The sequence below is a fragment of the Streptomyces sp. CB09001 genome, from assembly GCF_003369795.1.
Classification (GTDB): Bacteria; Actinomycetota; Actinomycetes; order Streptomycetales; family Streptomycetaceae; genus Streptomyces.
On sequence record NZ_CP026730.1, the window covers coordinates 4,595,148 to 4,609,338 of the forward strand.

Annotated in this window: 12 protein-coding genes and 1 pseudogene; 11 read left to right on the forward strand and 2 right to left on the reverse strand. The window is 70.9% G+C overall.

From position 1 onward, the window contains the following. Positions 1-22 precede the first annotated feature (22 nt). The 10 genes and pseudogenes from C4J65_RS21515 (at position 23) to C4J65_RS21565 (ending at position 11,769) form a co-directional block, all read left to right on the forward strand. Positions 23-1,090, forward strand: a complete 1,068-nt coding sequence (locus C4J65_RS21515) for a hypothetical protein (RefSeq protein WP_115743851.1) — start codon at positions 23-25, stop codon at positions 1,088-1,090. A 239-nt stretch (positions 1,091-1,329) separates the two neighbouring features. After that, entirely contained in the window at positions 1,330-2,568 is a 1,239-nt protein-coding gene (locus C4J65_RS21520) for a M20 family metallopeptidase (protein WP_115743852.1), read from the forward strand. Between the two features lie 195 nt (positions 2,569-2,763). Further along, entirely contained in the window at positions 2,764-3,807 is a 1,044-nt protein-coding gene (locus C4J65_RS21525) for a BMP family ABC transporter substrate-binding protein (RefSeq protein WP_115743853.1), read from the forward strand. A 273-nt stretch (positions 3,808-4,080) separates the two neighbouring features. Next, the gene (locus C4J65_RS21530; protein WP_115743854.1) at positions 4,081-5,127 is read left to right on the forward strand and encodes a BMP family ABC transporter substrate-binding protein; all 1,047 of its coding nucleotides are present in this window, start codon (positions 4,081-4,083) and stop codon (positions 5,125-5,127) included. A gap of 236 nt (positions 5,128-5,363) precedes the next feature. Then, entirely contained in the window at positions 5,364-7,004 is a 1,641-nt protein-coding gene (locus tag C4J65_RS21540; protein WP_115743855.1) for an ABC transporter ATP-binding protein, read from the forward strand. Beyond that, the gene (locus C4J65_RS21545; protein ID WP_115743856.1) at positions 7,004-8,128 is read left to right on the forward strand and encodes an ABC transporter permease; all 1,125 of its coding nucleotides are present in this window, start codon (positions 7,004-7,006) and stop codon (positions 8,126-8,128) included. The genes C4J65_RS21540 and C4J65_RS21545 overlap by 1 nt, the downstream gene beginning before the upstream one ends. Then, on the forward strand, positions 8,125-9,399 hold the full coding sequence (locus C4J65_RS21550) for an ABC transporter permease (RefSeq protein ID WP_115743857.1): 1,275 nt from the start codon (positions 8,125-8,127) through the stop codon (positions 9,397-9,399). The genes C4J65_RS21545 and C4J65_RS21550 overlap by 4 nt, the downstream gene beginning before the upstream one ends. After that, positions 9,396-9,788 (forward strand): cytidine deaminase, encoded by a 393-nt coding sequence (locus C4J65_RS21555; protein ID WP_115743858.1) that lies wholly within the window; start codon positions 9,396-9,398, stop codon positions 9,786-9,788. The genes C4J65_RS21550 and C4J65_RS21555 overlap by 4 nt, the downstream gene beginning before the upstream one ends. Positions 9,789-9,826: 38 nt before the next feature. Beyond that, a complete protein-coding gene (locus tag C4J65_RS21560; RefSeq protein ID WP_205351159.1) occupies positions 9,827-11,104 on the forward strand; it encodes a thymidine phosphorylase in 1,278 nt (425 codons plus the stop codon). A 75-nt stretch (positions 11,105-11,179) separates the two neighbouring features. Then, a pseudogene (locus tag C4J65_RS21565) lies at positions 11,180-11,769 on the forward strand (Uma2 family endonuclease). A 1-nt stretch (position 11,770) separates the two neighbouring features. On the opposite strand, the gene C4J65_RS21570 reads toward C4J65_RS21565, so the two are convergent. Continuing rightward, a complete protein-coding gene (locus tag C4J65_RS21570; protein WP_115743860.1) occupies positions 11,771-12,691 on the reverse strand; it encodes an AEC family transporter in 921 nt (306 codons plus the stop codon). Positions 12,692-12,835: 144 nt separating this feature from the next. Here C4J65_RS21570 and C4J65_RS21575 point away from each other — a divergent pair, with 144 nt between their 5' ends. Beyond that, the gene (locus C4J65_RS21575) at positions 12,836-13,222 is read left to right on the forward strand and encodes an STAS domain-containing protein (protein ID WP_115743861.1); all 387 of its coding nucleotides are present in this window, start codon (positions 12,836-12,838) and stop codon (positions 13,220-13,222) included. On the opposite strand, the gene C4J65_RS21580 is transcribed toward C4J65_RS21575, so the two are convergent. After that, complete coding sequence (locus tag C4J65_RS21580) at positions 13,115-14,119, reverse strand: sigma-70 family RNA polymerase sigma factor (protein ID WP_115743862.1); 1,005 nt, start codon at positions 14,117-14,119, stop codon at positions 13,115-13,117. The two genes, C4J65_RS21575 and C4J65_RS21580, sit on opposite strands and share 108 nt — an antisense overlap. Positions 14,120-14,191: the final 72 nt, after the last annotated feature.

Here is a 14,191-nt window from a genome sequence, read left to right on the forward strand (position 1 = left end):
ACCACGGGACGGTCCCCCACCGATGAGCCCCCGCGCCGGGAACGCCGGCCCCCGCACTCTCGCCTTCGTCGAGAGCCCGGTACAACTGCTGAACGTGCTGGAGTGGGCGCACAGCCGCGCACCCGGCGCGGAGCTCACCCTCGTGGTCCTCTCACCCGTCGACCCGATGACCCGCGGCCAGCTGCGCCGCATGGCGGAACTGGCCCGCAAGGAGGGCCACGAGATCCGCTGGGAGGAGGCGCGCGGCGGCGCCACGGCCCCCTTCCGCACGGTCGGCGGCCTGACCACCGCGCTGCGCCAGGCGGACCGGATCGTCATGGGCGACCCCTTCTCCCGCTACGTGCAACTGCTCCTCACCATCACCCGCGCCCACGACCTCGTCGTCGTCGACGACGGGACGGCCACGATGGAGTTCGTCACCCAGCTGGCCCACGGCGAACGCCTGGTGCGCTGGCACCGCAAGGGCAGCCGTCCCGGCGCGCGCGACCTGCTCTTCGCCCCGGTCTCCCGGTCCGCCCGCCACCGCCTCACCCCGACCCCCGACCGGCAGGTCTCCGTCTTCTCCTCCATGCCCATCGAGGACGTCCCCGACGGCGTCACCGTCACCGCGAACGACTTCGCCTGGACCAGGTCCCGCTTCGGCCCGCCCCGCATCACCAAGGGCGCCGACATGGTCGGCACCTCCCTGGTGGAGACCGGCGTCGTCGACGCCGACCGCTACGTGGACGCCGTACGCGCCCTGGCGAAGAGCCACGGGGCGGCCCGCTACTTCGCCCACCGCCGCGAGAGCGCCGTGAAACTGCACCGGCTGGCCGTGGAGACGGGCCTGCAGATCGTCCGGCCCGACCTCCCGCTGGAGCTGATCGCCCGCCGCGGCCCGATCGGCCGCACCATCCTCAGCTTCCCCTCCACCGTCGTCCACACCCTCCCGCTGGCCCTGGCCGGCACCGACGTCCGCGTCACCGTCTGCGACATCGACCCCGCCTGGCTCACCGAGACGGCCTCACCGCGGGCCCGCGGATTCCTGAGCGGCGTCACCGGCTCGGCACGGGACGTGCACCGGCTGTCGACGGTGGCGGGCACGGCGTAGGGCGCGTGGAGCGGGCCACGCGTGGTAACCGTGAGAAAGAGGACGGGTGCCGTGGAGCGGTCGGACCACTCCCGGCGATCTCATGATCGGCTCGGTCGGAAAGGCGGCCCAGTTTACCCAAGCGAGACGATGGCTATGCGTAGGGCGGCCGAGTTTTCTCCCCCTAACGGGCTGAATTTTATTGATCGTGGGTCCATCGATCGCCCGGGAGCCCTACGCTGCAAAGGGTGAACGTGTTGATGTCCCCAGAGTCCGAGGCCGGCACTCCCGGTCAAGCCGCGCTGCCCGGCACCCTGCCCGACGCGCTGCGCGCGGAGCTCGTGGCCTTCCGCCGCGACCTCCACATGCACCCCGAGCTGGGCAACCAGGAGTTCCGCACCACCGCCGCGATCAAGGAACGGCTGGAGCGGGCCGGTCTCAAACCGCGCGTGCTGCCCATCGGCACCGGGCTCGTCTGCGACATCGGCACCGGCACCGACTCGGGACAGTGGTCCGGCGGACCGCGCATGCTCGCCCTGCGGGCCGACATCGACGCCCTGCCCATCCCCGACACCAAGAGCGAGTGCGCCTACCGCTCCCAGGTGCCGGACCGCGCCCACGCCTGCGGGCACGACGTGCACACCACCGTCGTCCTCGGCGCCGGCCTCGTGCTCGCCGCCCTGCACGAGCAGGGCCTGCTGCCCCGGCCCGTGCGGCTGGTCTTCCAGCCCGCCGAGGAGGTGCTGCCCGGCGGCGCCGCCGACGCCATCGAGGGCGGTGCGCTCGACGGGGTGCGCCGCATCCTGGCCGTGCACTGCGACCCCCGGGTGGACGCCGGGAGGATCGGTCTCAGGGTCGGGCCCATCACCTCCGCCTGCGACCGGCTGGAAATCGCCCTGAACGGCCCCGGCGGCCACACCGCCCGCCCGCACCTCACCACCGACCTGGTCACCGCGACCGCCCGGGTGGTCACCGACGTGCCACCGCTCGTCGCCCGGCGCGTGGACAGCCGCAGCGGGCTCGCGCTCACCTGGGGGCGGATCGAGTCCGGCCACGCCCCGAACGTCATCCCGCAGCACGCCGAACTCGCCGGGACCGTGCGCTGCCTCGACCTGGACGCCTGGCGGCAGGCGCCCGACCTGGTGATGGGCGCCATCGACGAGATCGCCGACCTGTACCGGGCCAAGTCCGAGATCACCTACGTCCGCGGCGTCCCCCCGGTCGTCAACGAGGTCACCAGCACCGAGCTGCTCCAGGCCGCCATGGTCGCCCGGCGCGGCACCGACGCCGTGGAGGGAACCGAGCAGAGCCTGGGCGGCGAGGACTTCTCCTGGTACCTGGAGCACGTGCCCGGCGCCATGGCCCGCCTCGGCGTCCGCCCGCCCGGCGAGCGCACGGTCCGCGACCTCCACCAGGGCGACTTCGACGTGGACGAGCACGCCATCACGGTCGGTGTGGAGATGTTCACCGCGGCCGCCCTCATCGACGCCGTGCAGTAGGCGGTGCGGCGGGCGGCGCGGCGGGCGGTGCGGTGGTAAGTCCCCCTTCGATCCGGTCGTTGACAGGGCGGTAACCGGCCAGCGGCACGAATGGATAACGGCGCCGCGCAACCCCGTTCCCAGGAGTTTCTACGCGCGTTACTGTGCGCCGAACCGAGCGCCCGCTGCGGGGCTTTGGAGAATGGGGAGCTTCAGATGCGTCGGACATCAAGACTGATCCGCGTCGCGGTGGGGGTCGCGTCGCTCGCACTCGCCGCCACGGCCTGCGGCGGCACCAGCGGCGAGAGCGGCGACGACGGCGGTGACGACAAGGGTCTCGCCATCGCGTACGACGTCGGCGGCAAGGGCGACCAGTCCTTCAACGACGCCGCGTACGCCGGTCTGGAGCGGGCGAAGAAGGAGTTCGGCTACAAGACCGCCGACATCGAGCCCACCGACGGCGAGACGGACGCGGACAAGGAACAGCGCCTGACGTCCCTGGCCAAGCAGGGCTACAACCCGGTGATCGGCGTCGGCTTCGCCTACGGCCCGGCGATGAAGGCCGTGGCGGCCAAGTACCCGGACACCACCTTCGGCATCGTCGACTCCGTGGTCGAGGGCAAGAACGTGGCGTCCCTCGTCTTCGCCGAGAACGAGGCCTCCTACCTGGCCGGCGTCACCGCAGCCAAGGCCACCAAGACCAAGACCGTCGGCTTCGTGGGCGGCGTGGACGTCCCGCTGATCCACAAGTTCGAGGCCGGATTCGAGCAGGGCGTCAAGGACACCGACCCCAAGGTCAAGGTCGTCTCGCAGTACCTGACGCAGACCGCGGAGGAGGGCGGCTTCTCCAGCCCCGACAAGGGCAAGGCCGCCGCCGAGGGCCAGATCGAAAAGAAGGCCGACGTCGTGTACGCGGCGGCCGGCCTCTCCGGCCAGGGCGTGATCGAGGCGGCCGCCAAGGCGAAGATCTGGGCGATCGGCGTCGACTCCGACCAGTACAAGCAGGAGGCCCTCGCCGCCTACAAGGACTCCATCCTGACCTCCGCCCTCAAGGACATCAACGGCGCGGTCTTCGCCCTGGCCAAGTCCGTCGAGGACGGCAAGCCGCTGACCGGCACCCACACCTTCGACCTGAAGTCCGACGGCGTGGGCCTGTCCGACAGCAACCCGAAGTTCGCCGAGGTCCCGGGCGCCAAGGAGGCCGTGGAGAAGGCCAAGGCCGGAATCGTCGACGGCTCCATCAAGGTCGCCACGGAGTAGCCGCCACCACGGCACACACTCGCACGAAGCGGACGGGCGCCCCCGGGTGCCCGTCCGCTTCCGCGTGCCGCGCCCGAGGCCCGGGCGTCACACTCCGCCACCCCGCGTTTGCGCCCGGCAAGCCCCGTACGGCCATCCGCGTCACCTTGCTCACGGGCGGATAACAAGGTGGACAGAAGGGGTTTTCAGGCAGGTCTACGCGCGTTAATCTGCGGCAAAGCCAGCGCCGCAGCCCGAACCGTCCCCGGCGCTTGTACGACAGGAGCACCAGACATGCGCCGGATTTCCCGGATCACGGTCGCAGGCGCAGCGACCGCCTCCCTGGCCCTCGCACTCGCCGCCTGCGGTGGTACCTCGACCGACTCCGGTTCGGAGTCCAAGGGCGACAAGGGTCTCGCCATCGCGTACGACGTCGGCGGCAAGGGCGACCAGTCCTTCAACGACGCCGCGTACGCCGGTCTGGAGCAGGCCAAGAAGGAGTTCGGCTACGAGACGGCCGACGTCGAGCCCACCGACGGTGAGACGGACGCCGACAAGGAGCAGCGGCTGTCCTCGCTGGCCAAGCAGGGCTACAACCCCGTCATCGGCATCGGCTACGCGTACGCCTCCGCCATGAAGAACGTCGCGGAGAAGTACCCGGACACCACCTTCGGCATCGTGGACGACGCCACGATCGAGGCCGACAACGTCGCGGACCTGGTCTTCAACGAGCAGGAGGCGTCCTACCTCGCCGGTGTCGCCGCCGCCAAGAGCACCAAGACCAACACGGTCGGCTTCGTGGGCGGTGTGGACGTCCCCCTGATCCACAAGTTCCAGGCCGGCTACGAGCAGGGCGTCAAGGACACCGACCCCAAGGTCAAGGTCATCTCGCAGTACCTGACGCAGACCGCGGAGGAGGGCGGCTTCTCCAGCCCCGACAAGGGCAAGACCGCCGCCGAGGGCCAGATCGAAAAGAAGGCCGACGTCGTGTACGCGGCGGCCGGCCTCTCCGGCCAGGGCGTCATCGAGGCCGCGGCCGCCAACAAGGTCTGGGCGATCGGCGTCGACTCCGACCAGTACAAGCAGGAAGCCCTCGCGAAGTACAAGGACTCGATCCTGACCTCGGCCACCAAGGACGTCGCCAAGGCCGTATACAACCTGTCGAAGTCGGTCGAGGACGGCAAGCCCGAGACCGGTATCGTTCGGGGCGATCTGAAGTCCGGCGAGGTCGGTCTCTCGGACTCGAACCCGAAGTTCGCGGACGACGCCGAGCTCCAGGCAGCCATCAAGACGGCCAAGGAGAAGATCATCAGCGGCGAGATCAAGGTCAAGAGCAGCTGAGCAGCACCAGCAGCACCAGCAACACCTCGAACAGCGTGTAACCGCGTCGGTTGCGCCGCTCGGCGGGGTACGGGGAGAGCGTCTTGGGGGCGCCCTCCTCGTACCCCGTCGTGTCGATGTGCCGCCGCTTTTAGATGCCGTAGGGGCGCTACGCGCGTAGACGGCCCCCGTCCTCAGGAGAGTGCGCCATCAACGCGTCCAGCAGCCCTCCGGCGAAAGCGGCGGTCAACGAATCGGTGACCGCCGTCGAACTCGCCGGGATCACCAAGCGTTTCCCCGGAGTCGTGGCCAACCACGACATCCACCTCACCGTCCGCAAGGGCACCGTCCACGCCTTCGTCGGCGAGAACGGCGCCGGCAAGTCGACGCTGATGAAGATCCTCTACGGCATGCAGAAGCCGGACGAGGGCACCATCGCGGTCGACGGCGAGCAGGTGGCCTTCTCCTCGCCCGCCGACGCCATCGCCCGCGGCATCGGCATGGTCCACCAGCACTTCATGCTCGCCGACAACCTCACGGTCCTGGAGAACGTGGTCCTCGGCAGCGAGAAGCTGTACGGCATCGGCGGCAGGGCCCGCCGCAAGATCAAGGAGATCTCCGAGCGGTACGGCCTCGGTGTGCGCCCCGACCTCCTGGTCGAGGAGCTGGGCGTCGCCGCCCGCCAGCGCGTGGAGATCCTCAAGGTCCTCTACCGCGGCGCCCGCACGCTGATCCTCGACGAGCCGACCGCCGTCCTGGTGCCGCAGGAGGTGGACGCCCTCTTCGACAACCTGCGCGAGCTGAAGGCCGAGGGCCTGTCCGTCATCTTCATCTCCCACAAGCTGGGCGAGGTCCTCTCGGTCGCCGACGAGATCACCGTCATCCGCCGCGGCACGACGGTCGGCACGGCCGTCCCCGCCGAGACGACGCCCCGTCAGCTCGCCGAGCTGATGGTCGGCAGCGAACTGCCCACGCCGGAGACCGCCGAGTCCACGGTCACCGACCGCGCGGTCCTCGCCGTCGACACGCTGCGCCTGGCGGCACCGGGCGGCAAGGCCCTGCTCGACGACATCTCCTTCACCATCCACGCCGGTGAGGTGCTGGGCATCGCCGGTGTCGAGGGCAACGGCCAGACCGAGCTGGTCGACGCGCTGATCGGCCTGAAGCACGCCGATTCGGGCACCATCCGCTTCCTCGACCAGGACATCACCGCGCTGCCCACCCGCAAGCGCCGCGAGCAGGGCGTCGGCTACATCCCCGAGGACCGCCACCGCCACGGCCTGCTCCTGGAGGCCCCCCTCTGGGAGAACCGCATCCTCGGCCACGTCACCGAGAAGCCCAACAGCAAGGGCGTCTGGCTGGACCTCAAGAGCGCCCAGGAGGACACCCGCCGCATCGTCGAGACGTACGACGTCCGCACCCCCGGCATCGACGTCACCGCGGCCTCCCTGTCCGGCGGCAACCAGCAGAAGCTGATCGTCGGCCGCGAGATGACCCACAAGCCGCGCTTCCTCATCGCCGCCCACCCCACGCGCGGCGTGGACGTCGGCGCCCAGGCCGCCATCTGGGACCACATCCGCGAGGCCCGCCGCGAGGGACTGGCCGTGCTGCTGATCTCCGCCGACCTGGACGAGCTGATCGGCCTCTCCGACACCCTCCGGGTGATCTACGACGGCAAGCTGGTCGCCGACGCCGACCCCGCCACCATCACCCCGGAGGCGCTCGGCTCCGCGATGACCGGCGCCGCCTCCGGCCACCTGGAGGACGAGGAGACCCCCAAGGCCCCGGCCGAGGTGTCCAAGTCCCCGGAGTCGCCGGAGTCCCCGGACACCCCCAAGTCACTCAAGTCCCCCGAGACTCCTGAGTCCCCCGAGTCTCCGGAAGACGAGGCCCGCTGATGAAGAAGTTCGACAAGGAGCGCGTGCTCCTCGCGGTGGCCGGACCGGTCATCGCGCTCGCCGTGGCCTTCGTGCTCAGTGCGATCGTCCTGATCGCCTCGGGCAAGAACCCGGTCGAACCGTTCGCCCTGATGTTCGAGCAGGCCGGGTTCTCCGACATCCAGGTCCTGATCATCAACCAGGCGTCGCTGTACTACATCGCGGCCCTCGCGGTGGCCATCGGCTTCCGGATGAACCTCTTCAACATCGGCGTGGACGGCCAGTACCAGCTCGCCGCCATGATGGCCGCGATCGTCGGCGCCCACGCCAACCTGCCGGCCGGCCTCCAGGTCCCGCTGCTGCTCCTGACCGCCGTCCTCACCGGCGCCTTCTGGTCCGGCATCGCCGGTGTCCTCAAGGTGACCCGCGGCGTCAGCGAGGTCGTCGCGACGATCATGCTCAACGCCATCGCCACCTCCGTCATCGGCTACCTGTGGCTGCCGGACGTCTTCGGCGTCAAGATCGGCAACAACAACACCACCGGCGAGATGCACGAGTCCGGCTGGGTTCCCGGCATCGACATGGGCGCCTCCGGCGAGATCTACGGCCTGGTCATCCTCGCCGTGCTCCTCGGCATCGGCTACTGGGTCGTCCTCAACCGCACCCGCTTCGGCTTCGACCTGCGCGCCTCCGGCGCCTCCGAGTCCGCCGCAGCGGCCAGCGGCGTCGACCCCAAGCGCATGGTGCTCACCGCGATGCTCATCTCCGGCGGCCTCGCCGGACTCGCGGGCCTGCCCATCCTGCTCGGCGACACCCACACCTACAGCCTCAACTTCCCCACCGGCATCGGCTTCCTCGGCATCGGCATCGCCCTGCTCGGCCGCAACAGCCCGGTCGGCATCGCCTTCGCCGCTCTGCTGTGGGCCTGGCTGGACAAGGCCTCGCCCGAGCTGGACTTCCACGGCTACGACAAGGAGATCGCGGTCATCATGCAGGGCCTGATCGTCCTCTCGGTCGTCGTCTCCTACGAGGCCGTCCGTGAGTGGGGCCTGCGCCGCCAGCAGCGCCGGGTCGGCGCGGAGCTGGCCGCCGGTCACGTCCTGGGTGCCACCGACAACTCGAAGAAGGAGGTGGCCGGCCGATGACCGCTCCGACCACAGCGACCGACGTCAACCAGCCCTCGCTGCAGCCCGGGGCGCCGACCGGCCGCCGCCTGTCGCTGCCCGTCCTGATGCTGGTCATCGCCGGTGCCCTGGCGCTGACCTCCATCGTGCGGCTGATCACCGGCGCCAACGGCATCACCAACGTCAGCCAGATGTCCACCGCGCTCCAGCTCGCGGTGCCGATCGGCCTCGCCGGCCTCGGCGGCCTGTGGGCCGAGCGCGCGGGCGTCGTCAACATCGGCCTCGAGGGCATGATGATCCTCGGCACCTGGTTCGGCGCCTGGGCCGGCTTCCAGTGGGGCCCGTGGACCGGCATCCTCGTCGGCATCATCGGCGGCGCGCTCGGCGGCCTGCTGCACGCCATCGTCACGATCACCTTCAACGTCAACCACATCGTCTCCGGTGTGGCCATCAACATCCTCGCTCTCGGCGCCACCCGCTACCTCGCCCCGCTCGCCTTCGAGGGCCATCAGGGCGGCTCGGCCAAGCAGTCCCCGCCGGTCGACTCCCTCGGCCACTTCTCGGTCCCGGGGCTGTCCAGCGGCCTCGACAGCCTCAACAACCAGCACTGGTTCTTCGTCTCGGACCTCGCGGGGCTGCTCGGCGGCCTCGTCACCGACGTCTCCTGGCTGACCCTGATCGCCGTCGCGCTGATCCCCGCCACCTGGTGGATCCTGTGGCGCACCCCGTTCGGCCTGCGGCTGCGCTCCTGCGGCGAGAACCCGATCGCCGCCGAGTCCCTCGGCGTCAACGTCTACAAGTACAAGTACATGGCCGTGCTCATCTCCGGCGGTCTGGCCGGCCTCGGCGGTGTCTTCCTCTCCATCGTGGCCAACCCCTTCTACCTGGAGGGCCAGACCAGCGGCCGCGGCTACATCGGCCTCGCCGCGATGATCTTCGGCAACTGGATGCCGGGCGGCCTCGCCATCGGCGCCGGTCTCTTCGGCTACACCGACAGCCTCAACCTGCGCGGCGGCTCCGCCAACGTGCACGCCCTGCTGCTGCTCGGCGCGCTGCTGCTGGTCGCCGGCGCCATCTGGCTGGCGATCCGCAAGAAGTACGTCAAGGCCGTCATCACGTTCGTCGTCGGCGCCCTGGTCTTCGCCTGGTACGCCGGCACCAACGAGGTTCCCAACCAGGTCGTCTCCGCCACGCCGTACGTCGTCACGCTCGTCGTCCTCGCCCTGTCCGCGCAACGGCTGCGGATGCCCAAGGCGGACGGCATGCAGTACCGCAAGGGGCAGGGCAAGTGACCGGCGTCGACTGGGAGGCGCTGCGCACGGCGGCCCGGGACGCGATGTCCCGGGCGTACGCCCCGTACTCCGGGTACGCCGTGGGCGCCGCCGCCCTGGTCGACGACGGCCGCACCGTCACCGGCTGCAACGTGGAGAACGCCAGCTACGGCATCGGCCTGTGCGCCGAGTGCGGTCTCGTCTCCCAGCTGCAGGTGACCGGCGGGGGCCGGCTGACGCACTTCGTCTGCGTCGACGGCGAGGGCGAGGTCCTCGTCCCCTGCGGCCGCTGCCGGCAGCTGCTGTACGAGTTCGGCGGCCCGCGGATGCTGCTGGAGACCCCGGCGGGGATCCTCCCCCTCTCGGAGATGCTCCCGCAGGCCTTCGGCCCCGACCACCTCACCAAGTAACTCCCGCGCAACTCCCGTAAGGAAAGCCAGACATGGCCATGGACGTCATCTCCGTCATCCGCACCAAGCGGGACCGCGGCGAACTCAGCGGCGAGCAGATCGACTGGGTCATCGACGCGTACACGCGCGGCGAGGTCGCCGACGAGCAGATGGCGTCGCTCGCGATGGCGATCCTGCTCAACGGCATGAACCGCGGCGAGATCGCCCGCTGGACGGCTGCGATGATCGCCTCGGGCGAGCGCATGGACTTCTCGTCCCTGTCCCGTCCGACCGCCGACAAGCACTCCACGGGCGGCGTCGGCGACAAGATCACCTTGCCGCTCGTACCCCTGGTGGCGGCGTGCGGCGCGGCCGTCCCGCAGCTCTCCGGCCGCGGCCTCGGCCACACCGGCGGCACCCTCGACAAGCTGGAGTCCATCCCCGGCTGGCGCGCCCTCCTCTCCAACGAGGAGATGCTGAACGTCCTGGACACCACCGGCGCCGTGATCTGCGCGGCGGGCGACGGCCTCGCGCCCGCCGACAAGAAGCTCTACGCCCTGCGCGACGTGACGGGCACGGTCGAGGCGATCCCGCTCATCGCCTCCTCCATCATGTCCAAGAAGATCGCCGAGGGCACCGGCTCCCTGGTCCTCGACGTGAAGGTGGGCTCCGGCGCCTTTATGAAGACCATCGAGGACGCCCGCGAGCTGGCGTCCACCATGGTCGGCCTCGGCACCGACCACGGCGTGAAGACGGTCGCCCTCCTCACCGACATGGCCACCCCCCTCGGCCTGACCGCGGGCAACGCCCTGGAGGTCCGCGAGTCGGTCGAGGTCCTGTCCGGCGGCGGCCCCTCCGACGTCGTCGAGCTGACGCTCGCCCTGGCCCGCGAGATGCTCGACGCGGCGGGCCTGAAGGACGCCGATCCGGCGAAGGCGCTGGCCGACGGCTCGGCGATGGACGTCTGGCGCCGCATGATCGCGGCCCAGGGCGGCGACCCGGACGCGGAGCTGCCCACGTCGAAGGAGCAGCACGTGATCAAGGCGGGTGCCTCCGGTGTCCTGACCCGCCTCGACGCCTACGACGTCGGCGTCGCCGCCTGGCGCCTGGGCGCGGGCCGCGCCCGCAAGGAGGACCCGGTGCAGGCCGCCGCGGGCGTCGAACTCCACGCCAAGCCCGGCGACACGGTCACCGCGGGCCAGCCCCTCCTCACCCTCCACACCGACACCCCGGACCGCTTCGAGTACGCGCTGGCGGCGGTGGAGGGCGCGTACGACGTCGCTCCGGCGGGCACGGCCTTCACCGCCTCGCCGGTGGTGCGGGAACGTATCGCCTGATCAGGAGGTTTCCTCGATCGAGTGAACGGGACCGGTGCACCTCCACCGGTCCCGTTCGGCATGTTGACTGCCCGCATGCGGGAACTTGAGGGTGACTACGTCCTGGCCGACAACATGTGGGACGAACTCGTCCGGGTCCGGCGCCGGACGGAGGCACCTAAGGCCTGCAAGGTGGAGATCGTCGAAGGGCTGATCACGGTCGCCCCCCTCTCCTCGCTCGCGCACAACGTGGCCGCCGAACGCGTACAGCGACGCCTCTACGACGTGATCCCGCAGGGGTGGGGCGTCTACCAGCGGCTGCCCCTGCCGTACCGGCCCGGCTCGGCCTGTACGTGCCGGACCTCGCGGTCGTGGCCGGCGAGGCGCTGCGCGCGGGGGACGATCAGCTCATCCCCGCCTCCACGGCCGAACTGGTCGGGGAGATCACCTCCACGGCCACGGCGACCCACGACCGAACCCACAAACTTGCGGGCTACGCGGAAGCAGGCGTCCCCCTGTACCTCCTCATCGACTGCCTGGCCCCGGGCGGCCCCACCGCGACCCTCTACGGCGAACCGAAGGGTGACGTCTACCGGGTACTGAGCGCCGCGAAGTTCGGCGACCCCGTCAAGCTCCCCGCCCCCTTCGACCTGACCATCGACACCGGCGAGTTCCCCGAGGCCTGACTCACCCCAGCACCGCCGCCACCCCCACCAGTACCGGCACGGACACCACCGTCGAGACCAGGATCGCGTCGCGGGCCAGGCGCTCGCCCACCCCGTAGGTCGACGCGTACGTGTACAGGTTCTGCGCGGCGGGCAGTGCCGACGTCACCACCACGTCGAGGAGTTGGGGGCCCCGCAGACCGAAGACTCCCGACGCCAGCGCCCAGGCCACCGCCGGCTGGCCCACCGCCTTCAGCGCGACCGCGAGCAGCACCGGCCGCCGTTCCACGCCCCGCAGCGGCATCGTGGAGCCGCACAGGCCGATGCCGAAGGCCAGCAGCACCGCGGGGACGGACATGTTGCCGATCAGGGTCACCGGGTCCATGACCGGGTCGGGCACGTCGAGGCCGCTCGCGGCGACCGCGACCCCGGCGAGCGAACCCAGCGCGATCGGATTGCGCAGCGGCGTCAGCAGCCGACGCCACAGCGGGCCCTTCGCGCCCCCTCCCGACAGGTCCAGGATCGTCACCGCCACCGGCGTCACCAGCACCAGCTGGAACAGCAGCACCGGCGCCACCAGCGAGGCGTCGCCCAGGACGTACACGGCGATCGGGATGCCGAGGTTGCCGGAGTTGACGTACCCGGAGCAGAGCGCGCCGATCGTCGTACGGCCCACGCCCCAGCCGCGTACGACGCCCACCGCGACGAACGCACCGGCCACCGCCAGCGTGGACAGGGCCGTCACCAGCAGCCGGGCGGAGAAGACCACCGACAGGTCGGCCGTCGCCAGGGTGGTGAACAGCAGGGCGGGGGAGGCCACGTGGAAGGCGAGCTTGGTCAGCACCTCGCGGCCCTGGGGGCCGAGGTGCCCGCGCAGGCCGAGGACGTAGCCGACGCCGATCACCACGGCGATGACCGCGAACCCGGTCAGCACCCCCTGCACGGCACCTCCCCGCCGAGCGGGCGGACCAGGGACGATATGGCAGGGGGAGACGGACGGGACGCGTGGGGCATGCAGCAAACCCTCCGGGGCGGAGTCCGCGCACGTCAATGTGATCTCTGCTGCGATCTCCGACGGCGGGCACCGATGATTTCCCGGCCGACGCCCGGTCTACCGCACGTGGACGCCGTGACACCCGCCGTACTCGTGCTGCCGGGGCCCGTCTCCCGAGGGGAGACGCCCCGGTTCTGCGACGAGGTGCGCGCGCTGCTGGAAAGCACCCGGGCCGGGGTGGTCGTCTGTGACGTCGGCGGTCTCGGGCCGCCGGGGCTCGCCGTGGTCGACCTGCTGGCCCGACTGGAGCTCACCGCCCGGCGGGCCGGGGGCCGGATCCGGTTGCGCGACCCCGATCCGGCCCTGCACGCCCTACTGAACCTCGTCGGCCTCCGCTTCGAGACGGAGCGGCAGGTCGAACAGCGGGAACCACCGCTTGGTGTCGAGGAAGCAGTGGAACCCGGTGATGCGGCCGTCTGAGATCTCCAGCACCTGGACCGCCCACGGCGCGAAGCCGCCCGCCTCCGGGTCCGGCTTGTAGTGCGCGAAGGCCGGCAGTCCGTTGGCCTGGACCGGCAGCAGCCGGGACCCGGCGCACGCGGCACCCAGCGTGGTCATGAAACCGGTGATGTCCGCCGGGCCGGCCAGCCACAGGTCGAACGGCGGCATCGTCATGACCGCGTCCTCGTGCAGCAGCGCCGTCAGCGCCGTCATGTCGTAGCCCTCGAAGGCCGCGACATAACGCTCCAGCAGCTTCTGCTGCTCCTCGTCCAGCGGGTCCGACACCGCCGCGTCGGCCCCCCGGTCCGCCCGCTCGGCGAGCGTCGCGCGGGCGCGCTGCAGCGCGCTGTTGACGGAGGCGACCGAGGTGCCGAGCAGCTCGGCGACCTCGCTCGCCTTCCACGCCAGCACCTCGCGCAGGATCAGCACCGCCCGCTGCTTGGGCGGCAGCTGTTGCAGGGCGGCCATGAACGCCAGCCGCACGGACTCCTTGGCGACCGCGGCCTCGGCCGGGTCGGCGGTCTGCGGCAGCACGCGGGCGTCCGGCATCGGCTCCAGCCAGGTGTGGTCCGGGCGGGGGGACAGTGCGGCCCGGGCGAGCGGCGTCGCCTCCGTCAGGTCCATCGGACGCGCCCGCTTGTTGCCCGCGGTCAGCATGTCCAGGCAGACATTGGTCGCGATCCGGTACAGCCAGGAGCGCAGACTGGAGCGGCCCTCGAACTTGTCGTAGCTCCGCCAGGCGCGCACCAGGGTGTCCTGCACCGCGTCCTCGGCCTCGAAGGAGGAACCGAGCATGCGGTAGCAGTACCCCGTCAGCTCGGGCCGGTGCTTCTCCAGCGCCGAGTCCAGCTCCGGCGTCACGGTGCCGTTGGTCATCGTCCGTCCACCCACCCCTGTGGCGTCCCGTCGTGCGCGTCTTCGCGCCTCGCACTTCGGAAGCTACCGCAG